At 44.9% G+C, this 6,963-nt stretch carries 6 protein-coding genes and 1 pseudogene; 6 read left to right on the top strand and 1 reads right to left on the bottom strand.

The genetic code is table 11. The features are described from left to right. Window positions 1–5: 5 nt before the first annotated feature. The 4 genes from FEM33_RS26940 (at window position 6) to FEM33_RS03190 (ending at window position 3,559) form a co-directional block, all read left to right on the top strand. Window positions 6–92, top strand: a complete 87-nt coding sequence (locus FEM33_RS26940; protein WP_374756416.1) for an IS3 family transposase — start codon at window positions 6–8, stop codon at window positions 90–92. A 332-nt stretch (window positions 93–424) separates the two neighbouring features. Beyond that, window positions 425–1,207: a 3-keto-disaccharide hydrolase gene (locus tag FEM33_RS03200; protein ID WP_139010667.1), complete on the top strand. Its 783-nt coding sequence runs from the start codon at window positions 425–427 to the stop codon at window positions 1,205–1,207. Between the two features lie 203 nt (window positions 1,208–1,410). Next, window positions 1,411–2,742 carry a serine hydrolase domain-containing protein gene (locus FEM33_RS03195; protein ID WP_139010666.1) on the top strand — a complete coding sequence of 444 codons (1,332 nt, stop codon included), beginning with the start codon at window positions 1,411–1,413 and terminating at the stop codon, window positions 2,740–2,742. Window positions 2,743–2,794: 52 nt separating this feature from the next. Then, window positions 2,795–3,559, top strand: coding sequence for an SDR family NAD(P)-dependent oxidoreductase (locus FEM33_RS03190; protein ID WP_139010665.1), 765 nt, complete (start codon window positions 2,795–2,797; stop codon window positions 3,557–3,559). A gap of 2 nt (window positions 3,560–3,561) precedes the next feature. Here the strand turns inward: FEM33_RS03190 and FEM33_RS03185 are convergent. Continuing rightward, a pseudogene (locus tag FEM33_RS03185) lies at window positions 3,562–4,834 on the bottom strand (PQQ-dependent sugar dehydrogenase). 204 nt (window positions 4,835–5,038) lie between these two features. Between FEM33_RS03185 and FEM33_RS03180 the strand changes: the two are divergent. Continuing rightward, window positions 5,039–5,365, top strand: coding sequence for a hypothetical protein (locus FEM33_RS03180; RefSeq protein WP_139010664.1), 327 nt, complete (start codon window positions 5,039–5,041; stop codon window positions 5,363–5,365). Window positions 5,366–5,627: 262 nt separating this feature from the next. Next, on the top strand, window positions 5,628–6,806 hold the full coding sequence (locus FEM33_RS03175; protein WP_139010663.1) for an AGE family epimerase/isomerase: 1,179 nt from the start codon (window positions 5,628–5,630) through the stop codon (window positions 6,804–6,806). The last annotated feature ends 157 nt before the right edge of the window (window positions 6,807–6,963 follow it).

Raw genomic sequence — 6,963 nt, 5'->3', positions numbered from 1 at the left:
ATTATATCAACTACTACAACAAAGACAGGATCAGGCTTAATTTAAATGGAATGAGCCCGGTACAATACCGAGCTCATCACACTAATCGTTAATTCTTAAACTCGTCCAACTTTTGGGGTGCAGTCTATTGTGTTGATGCTTTTTTTGTTAAGTATAGTATTCATAGCGATTCGGGCGATAGTTCAGGAAATATTTATTCAGGATTTAAGTATATATAAAAGTGTTCCCGGCAAACAGACTTTCAAACCGCTTTATTTGGCCCAAAATCCGTGTGGCTTAAGTTCCACATCAACATTTACGGAAATTCCGACCCGAGAATGAGGAGCTTTTGCAATAAATTGCGGTGATTGAGTATTTATAAATTGACTTTGTCTTATACCCGTCAGCAACAGATTTCATAACGTTCAATAATCAATATTTCAGAATGAATATTATTTTTCACAAAAAGGCCGTAACATTTTTCCAGACTATGCTTGCGGTTGCGGCTGTTTCTGCGGCCCATGCGCAGGTCGGAGTGGGAACAAAAGCCCCGAAAGGTGCAGAAGTATATATGGACGGCAGCCGTAAAATGCTCGACGAAAAATGGATCTACTGGAACGGGCCCAGACTCGCAGCCAAGCCGCCGATCAAATGGACGGTTGTAAATGATCCGGTGGATAAAGGAACGGTAATCAACTGCAACGATCCGGCTTCACAGGGCGGCCTGTACGGCTCGGCTGATATTGTCACTAAAAAACAGTTTAAAGATTTTCGCGCGCATGTGGAATTCCTGATCACCAAGCCCGGCGGCAACAGCGGCGTGTATCTTCAGAACAGATACGAAATTCAGGTGCTGGACGGCGATTCCACTTCGCACGGCATGGCAGCCGTCATCAACGAATCCAAATCGCCATATTATGCTTACAACGGCGTGGGAAAATGGAATGCATACGATATTCTTTTCCGTGCGGCGCGGTTCAAGGACGGCAAACTGACGGAGCAGCCTGTGGTTACTTTGTATTTTAATGGAAAAAAAGTGCATACGAACCAGAAAATCAGTCAGGTATGGGGCGGGCCCAATTCCGGAATTGACGGCGGCAACGATGGCGGCAAAGGTATTACGGATACGCCCGGAGGTTTGAAATTACAGTCCGAAGGCCACGATGTATATTTCAGGAATATTTGGATCAAGGAAATGGAACTTGCCAGTCCGGACACCGATTTCTGATGAGATGAAAAACAATATTTCAACCGGCAGGCATTTTCAGGCTTCGCCGGTTTTTTTGGCTGTTAGCTATTAGCTTCGAGCCTTTGGTTTTTGATTAATTCCGGTTTAAACTAGCAGCAAAATGTCAAATTGTAAGCGTTCAATCATTAACCGCCAATAGCCAGCAGCTAACCGCTAATAGCCAATAGCTAACCGCCTTCCATATGAAAAAAACCGTTTTGTTCAGCCTAACCCTTTATTTATTGTTCACTTTAAAGGGGTGTACCCAAAGTCTGGATTCAGACAAACTCGACAGTCTGCTGGACCTTCTGGAAACAAACAACAAGGCAATGGTGAGCGTGGCGATCAGTAAAAACGGAAATGTTCTTTATTCAAAAGCAACAGGCTACGCCTCGATCAGCGATCAGAAAAAAATCCCGGCAACAGTCCATACGCTTTACCGCATCGGTTCCATAACCAAAGTTTTTACGGCCACGATGATTTTCCAGCTTGTCGAGGAAAAGAAACTCAGCCTGAATGCAACGCTGGAAGCTTACTTCCCTACCATTCCCAATTCCGGACAGATTACCATTGAAAACCTGCTGAATCACCGAAGCGGAATCCATAATTTTACCGATGAAGCCGGTTACAAGGAGTACATGACAAAAGCAAAAAAACCGGAGGAAATGGTTGCAGTCATCGCGGCCGGAAAACCCGATTTCAGCCCCGGTCAAAAAGCATCTTACAGCAATTCCAATTATGTCCTGCTTGGTTATATAATTGAAAAATTAACCGGAAAAACGTATGCCGAGAATCTCAGAAGCCGGATTTTAGACAAGGTGCAGCTGAACGAAACTTACTATGGCGGAAAAACCGACTTGGCAAAGCATGAAAGTTACTCGTATACTTTTGACGGAAAATGGACGCAGATGCCTGAAACGGACATGAGCGTTCCGGCCGGTGCGGGCGCAATCGTGTCCACGCCCACAGAACTTACCAAATTCATTACTGCACTTTTTTCGGGAAAACTGGTTTCAGAATCAAGCCTTAACCAAATGAAAACCATTACGGACGGTTACGGAATGGGCCTTTTTCAGGTTCCTTTTGAATACAGAAAAGGGTACGGGCACAACGGCGGAATCGACGGATTTGCTTCCAGTCTTTACTATTTTCCGGACGACAGCCTTGCCGTTGCCGTATGCAGCAACGGATTTTCCTATGCCATGAACGACATCCTGATCGCCATGCTGAGTACGTATTATAAAAGGCCGTTTTCACTTCCTGAATTCAAAACCATTACTCTCAAACCGGAAGCACTTAATCAATATCTCGGGACTTATTCCTGCCCGCAATTGCCGTTTATGATCACGGTTGCAAAGGAAGGAAATGTTCTGACGGCCAAAGCAACCGGCCAGCCGATGTTTAAACTGGATGCGGTGAAACCGGACGTTTTCAGGTTTGATAAAGCGGGAATTGAAATGGAGTTTATTACTACAAAAAGTGAATTTATATTAAAGCAGTCGGGCGGTACTTATGTATTTAAAAGAGAGTATTAAGCGGCATATGGCATGAAATTAGTGTCTGGCAAAGCTAAAATCCATTTACAGTATGCTTTCAGAGAAATTCAGTTTATCAGGTAAAACGGCACTTGTAACCGGTTCGAGCCAGGGAATCGGCGAGGGAATTGCACTTGCTTTTGCCGAAGCCGGCGCCGACGTAATCCTTCATTCCAGAAAAGACAAATCTGAAACAGATGAAACGGCTTCCAAAGTAAAAGCCTTCGGTGTACGCTGTTTTGCGGTTGCAGGCGATCTTACCAAACCGGACGCTGTTTCAGGAATTTACGACGAAGTAAAGTCGCTGACGGGAAAACTGGATATTCTGATCCTGAATGCATCCGTTCAAATTCCTAAAATATGGACAGAAATAACGGTTGAAGATATCGACGATCAGCTGAATGCCAATTTCAAGTCATCCTTGCTGCTCATGCAGCGCTTTGCTCCTGAAATGGTTTCCAATGGCTGGGGAAGAATTGTAACGCTTGGAAGCGTTCAGCAGGTAAAACCGCATCCGTCCATGGCCGTATATGCCGCGACCAAATCCGCCATGCTCAATCTTGTACAGAATATTGCCATGCAGCTGGCCAACAAAGGCGTGACGGTGAATAATCTTGCGCCCGGCGTGATCGGGACACCCCGCCTGGAAGAGGATGTCCCGGAACCGGAAGAACGCATTAATAACAGGCTGATGACGCCTTCCGGACAGATCGGCGCGCCGGAAGATTGTGCCGCCATGGCTGTTTTGCTCTGCTCGGAAGCAGGAAGGTTTATAACCGGGCAAAACATTTATGTGGACGGCGGAATGAGCCTGTAATTTTATTTCTTTTTGTAATCAATTTTAAAGATCGTACCGTTCAGGTCATCGGTTACGTACAATGCGCCGTCCGGGCCTTGTGCCAGTCCGCATGGCCTGTGCTCAACTGGCCCGGATGGTTTTGCAAGATCGATGCCTGCAAAGTTGTCTGCAAAAATTTCCCATTTGCCCGCCTTGCCATTTACAAAAGGCACAAATGCCACCATGTAGCCTTTCTTCAGTTCGGCCGACTGACTGTGAAAAGCAATAAAAGCGCCGTTTTTATAACGCGCCGGAAACATATTTCCGGTGTAAAACAGCAATGCATTCGGACCCAAATGCGCGGGAAACGCTGCAACCGGATTGATTGCCTTTTCGCCGGCTACCTTTTTTCCGTCGCCGCCGTACTCGGGCGCCATGATTTTCTTGTTCTGGATATGATCGTAATAAATGTACGGCCAGCCGGCATCATCGCCTTCTTTCAGGCGGTAAAGCGTTTCGGCAGGAAGCTCGGCGCTTTGTTTCGGCGTGTAATACTGCGGGTAAAAATCATCAAATTTTCCTCTTCCGTGCACGGTTGCATACAATGCATCGGTTTTGTTGTCCCAGTCTATTCCGACTGCATTTTTCAAGCCGGTTGCATACCGCACCCCGTCCGCAAAAGTCTGGTTCAGTTTGTCAGCTTTGAATTTCCATATCCCGCCGGCAGAATCAAGGATCGTACAGGGCGACATGCCTTTTCCCGAATTTGCCTGTCTGCAATTGTCGCTATAAGAACCAACGGTAACATACAGATTGCCGTTTTTGTCCAGTGCAAGCGGTTTTGCATTGTCGCGACCATGATCCACAAGTCCGTCCACGATTTTTTCAGGATTTTCGAAATCAATGATTTCTTCCTTTTCATTCAGTTTGTAGCGGTAAACGCCTTTGTTGGACGAACTGTACAAGTAGCCATTCCGGATCGCAATGCCGGTTCCTGCAAAATCGCCGAAAAGTTTCTGTTCGTCGATTGTGCCGTCATGGTTGGTATCACGCAGCAGATAAGTCCCTTTTCCGTCTTTCAGTTTGGATAATTTTTACATACATATCGCCGTTTTTGCCGATAGCCATATGCCTTGTTGCACCCAGGTCGGTCGCCAGGATTTTTGCCGAAAAACCCGCGGGCAGTTTCAGGTCTTTTGCTTCAATGTAAGTTTTTTTTGTGAGGTCAGGAAGCTGGGCTTTATAAGCAAACAAGCCCGATGTTACGGTTAAAACTGCCAGAACGCCCGCAGCTTTTGTTAATTTACTTTGCATGTAAAAGAAATAATTGTGAAGTTGTTTTCAGAGATAAATAATAATGTTGTCTTTGCGTGAAAAGTATACAAAGGTTCATTTATTACTTGGCCTGCCAGCCAAATTTCTTGAATAATTCAGGCTGGAATGATCTTTTTATCGGCTTTCGTCAATAGCAAGATCGGAAGGATCTGAAAATTTATTACACCAAAAACCTTTAATATTATGAGTCCGTTAGATGATGATGACGATTTGTACGATGACGACCTGCCTGGAAATTATCCGCCTGAAGAAGATATTTTCCGTCAGGGGCTGATCGTCGATGATATTGACCCTGAAGATATTACCAGATTGAAACGTGAAGTCGAAATGGATGCGGACGATTGGAATGAAAAAACTTTCGACGACGAACTTACTGGTGACGACCTGGATGTTCCCGGTTCGGAAGATGATGATTATGATGAGATGATCGGGAAAGAGGACGAAGAAAATAATTATTACAGCCTCGGCGGCGACAATCACGAAAGCCTGGAAGAAAATCAGGGAGATTAACTCAAGACAGAATTGTATATGAGCCTGATCGTTTTTGCGGTCGGGCTTTTTTTGTTTTTGGGAACAAGGACAGGTTGGAAGATGAAAGTCATGGGTTGTTGATTTTTGTCATAGGTTGTCATTGATTGTTGTTCTTTGAACTTGTGGACGGGTTTACAGGGCTTGATCGAATTTTTTGAATTAAAAACCGGAAAATGATGAGGCGTTTGGGAATAAGTATGAATGCACCTGCAATTGCTTTTTCCTGAAAACAAACCTGATTATGGCTGCATTTACTGCAGAAGCGTTTAAGAAAGAGCTTCTGAATATTCTTGATTACTGGGAAAAATACGGGCCGGATCCGGAAAAAGGAGGATTTTACGGCCGTGTTACGTATGAAAATATGCCTGTAAAAGATGCTGCGCGCTCGGTTGTTCTGACGAGTAGGATTTTATGGACATTTTCGCTGGCTCACCGGCTTTTCAAGGAACCGAAATACCTTACGCTTGCCGACAGGGCATATCAGCAGCTTGTCAAATACTATTTTGATCCTGAGTATGGCGGCGTTTACTGGATTGTAAAAGCAGACGGCTCACCGGAAGAAACAAAAAAGCAGATTTACGGCAATGCATTTGCAATGTACGGCCTTAGTGAATATTACCGCGTTACGCATTACGCGCCTGCGCTGGAAAAGGCAAAAGAACTTTTTAACGTCATTGAAAAACATGCATTTGATCCCGTAAACGGCGGTTACCGCGAAGCATTTTCCCGCGACTGGTCGGAAACGGATGATTATATCCTGAGCAAAAAGCCGTGGATCAAAAGCATGAACACGCATCTGCATCTGGTGGAGGCTTATACCAATCTGTACAGCGTATGGCCGGACGAAAAGCTGAAAAAGCAGACAGCGGACATGCTGGAAGCTATTTTAACGCACATTGTAAATGCGGAAACAAACAGTATGCAGCTGTTTTTTGACGAAACGTGGAAAGCAAAGGATAACATTGTTTCCTACGGGCATGATATCGAAGCTTCATGGCTGCTTTTTGAAACTGCGGAAGTGCTGCATGATGAAGAGCTGATTGAAAAAGTAAAGAAGAAATCCATCGCAATGGCTGCCGCAGCCAGCAAAGGCCTGAGCCCGGACGGTGCGCTGAACTATGAATACGATCCTGAAACAAAACACTTGCAAACGGACAGAAGCTGGTGGGTTGCTGCCGAACAAATGGTCGGGTTTTACAATGCTTTTCAGCTTACAAAAGAGGAACAGTATAAAGTAAAAGCGCAGCGAAGCTGGGATTATATTGTTACCAAATTTGTGGACAAGGATAAAGGCGAATGGTTCGGAACGGTAAAAGCGGACGGAACGCAGATCAAAGGTGACAAGATAAATGCCTGGAAATGTCCGTACCACAACGCCCGCGCCTGTGCCGAAATGTGGCGCCGCATTCAGAAAGCGTAAGTTTCAGGTTGGCTTGTTAACACAAGTTGTTAGTTACTAAATGAAGTTTTAACCTTGTAAAAAGAAGCTTTGTTCATAGCATTTGATACAATCTATGCGAATTCCTTTAAAGCTCAAAACAGCAAAAACCACTTTCAGAGTGGTCTTTGCTGTTAAG

The organism is Dyadobacter flavalbus (assembly GCF_006149045.1).
Taxonomy (GTDB): domain Bacteria; phylum Bacteroidota; class Bacteroidia; order Cytophagales; family Spirosomataceae; genus Dyadobacter; species Dyadobacter flavalbus.
This window is presented reverse-complemented; position numbering and strand designations above follow the sequence as displayed.

Excerpts from the sequence above, each read along its gene's own strand:
- FEM33_RS03200 (WP_139010667.1), top strand. The coding sequence starts at position 425 with ATGAATATTATTTTTCACAAAAAGGCCGTAACATTTTTCCAGACTATG.
- FEM33_RS03195 (WP_139010666.1), top strand. The coding sequence starts at position 1,411 with ATGAAAAAAACCGTTTTGTTCAGCCTAACCCTTTATTTATTGTTCACT.
- FEM33_RS03190 (WP_139010665.1), top strand. The coding sequence starts at position 2,795 with ATGCTTTCAGAGAAATTCAGTTTATCAGGTAAAACGGCACTTGTAACC.
- FEM33_RS03180 (WP_139010664.1), top strand. The coding sequence starts at position 5,039 with ATGAGTCCGTTAGATGATGATGACGATTTGTACGATGACGACCTGCCT.
- FEM33_RS03175 (WP_139010663.1), top strand. The coding sequence starts at position 5,628 with ATGGCTGCATTTACTGCAGAAGCGTTTAAGAAAGAGCTTCTGAATATT.